General features: G+C 41.6%; 1 protein-coding gene. It reads left to right on the forward strand.

All coding sequences use genetic code 11. The annotated features are described in order from the left end of the window. The first annotated feature begins 133 nt into the window (after nt 1-133). Nucleotides 134-265 carry a hypothetical protein gene (locus tag AAEY57_RS19330; protein WP_350608586.1) on the forward strand — a complete coding sequence of 44 codons (132 nt, stop codon included), beginning with the start codon at nt 134-136 and terminating at the stop codon, nt 263-265. Nucleotides 266-859 lie beyond the last annotated feature (594 nt).

Here is an 859-nt window from a genome sequence, read left to right on the forward strand (position 1 = left end):
TCTTGGTCGAATGATCGGATCATGGAACGAGCATTTAGTTCCTTTAAATTAGTAATTTCTTATCCGAAGCTCAGGTTCATTAGTAAATAAGCTAGGGGAAGAACTAATTACACGTGAATTATTTGATGCAACTATGGCCAATAATGAAGGTATGGGGGTTCTCCATAAGACATTATTGGATCAATTAACTAACGAAGTTATGAGCAGCGCTTTAAAAAAAGCTGTAATTAGAACTGTTGAAGAAATTAATAAAGAGTCTAATTAAATAAAGAAAATGTCGCATTGGCGACGACAACCAAAGAGAAGTAACCGCCGACTTCTCTTTGGAATCTCTCGGCGCCCCGAGCTTTTTGCACTTTCCTCAAAGCTTAAATTGATATAAACGTAAACGCCGTGTATTCGCCATCCATGGCGAAGTCACGGCTTTAATTGCTTCCATGCAATTAATTACTCATCAATTGAGTCTTTTCGGGCAAAATGACGGGGGAGTTGTCTTGGCAGTGGTCTTTAAATTTTAATGTAGGCGTTAAGCTTGCTGACGCGAAAAGCGTAGCTTTTAATATCAAAACCCGATCTCCGCAACTCGATACTCGTCTACTTTATTAATACATGTCGCGTTGGCGACGGCAACCAAGGGGCGGATACCGCCGACCGCCCCTTGGAACCCCACGGCGCCCGGGCATTTTGCACTTTCCTCAAAGCCTAAATTGATATGAACGTAAACGCCGTGTATTCGCCATCCATGGCGAAGTCACGGCTTTAATTGCTTCCATGCAATTAATTACTGTAACCGTCGGCTAAACCACACCTAAACATTTATTTTATATTCGCTAAGCTCATTTCTTTTTAATCACAGGAG

The sequence above is a fragment of the Pseudoalteromonas sp. MER144-MNA-CIBAN-0113 genome (genome assembly GCF_040308965.1).
Taxonomy (GTDB): domain Bacteria; phylum Pseudomonadota; class Gammaproteobacteria; order Enterobacterales; family Alteromonadaceae; genus Pseudoalteromonas; species Pseudoalteromonas tetraodonis.

Coding starts and splice junctions, on each gene's coding strand:
- AAEY57_RS19330 (WP_350608586.1), top strand. CDS start 134: ATGGCCAATAATGAAGGTATGGGGGTTCTCCATAAGACATTATTGGAT.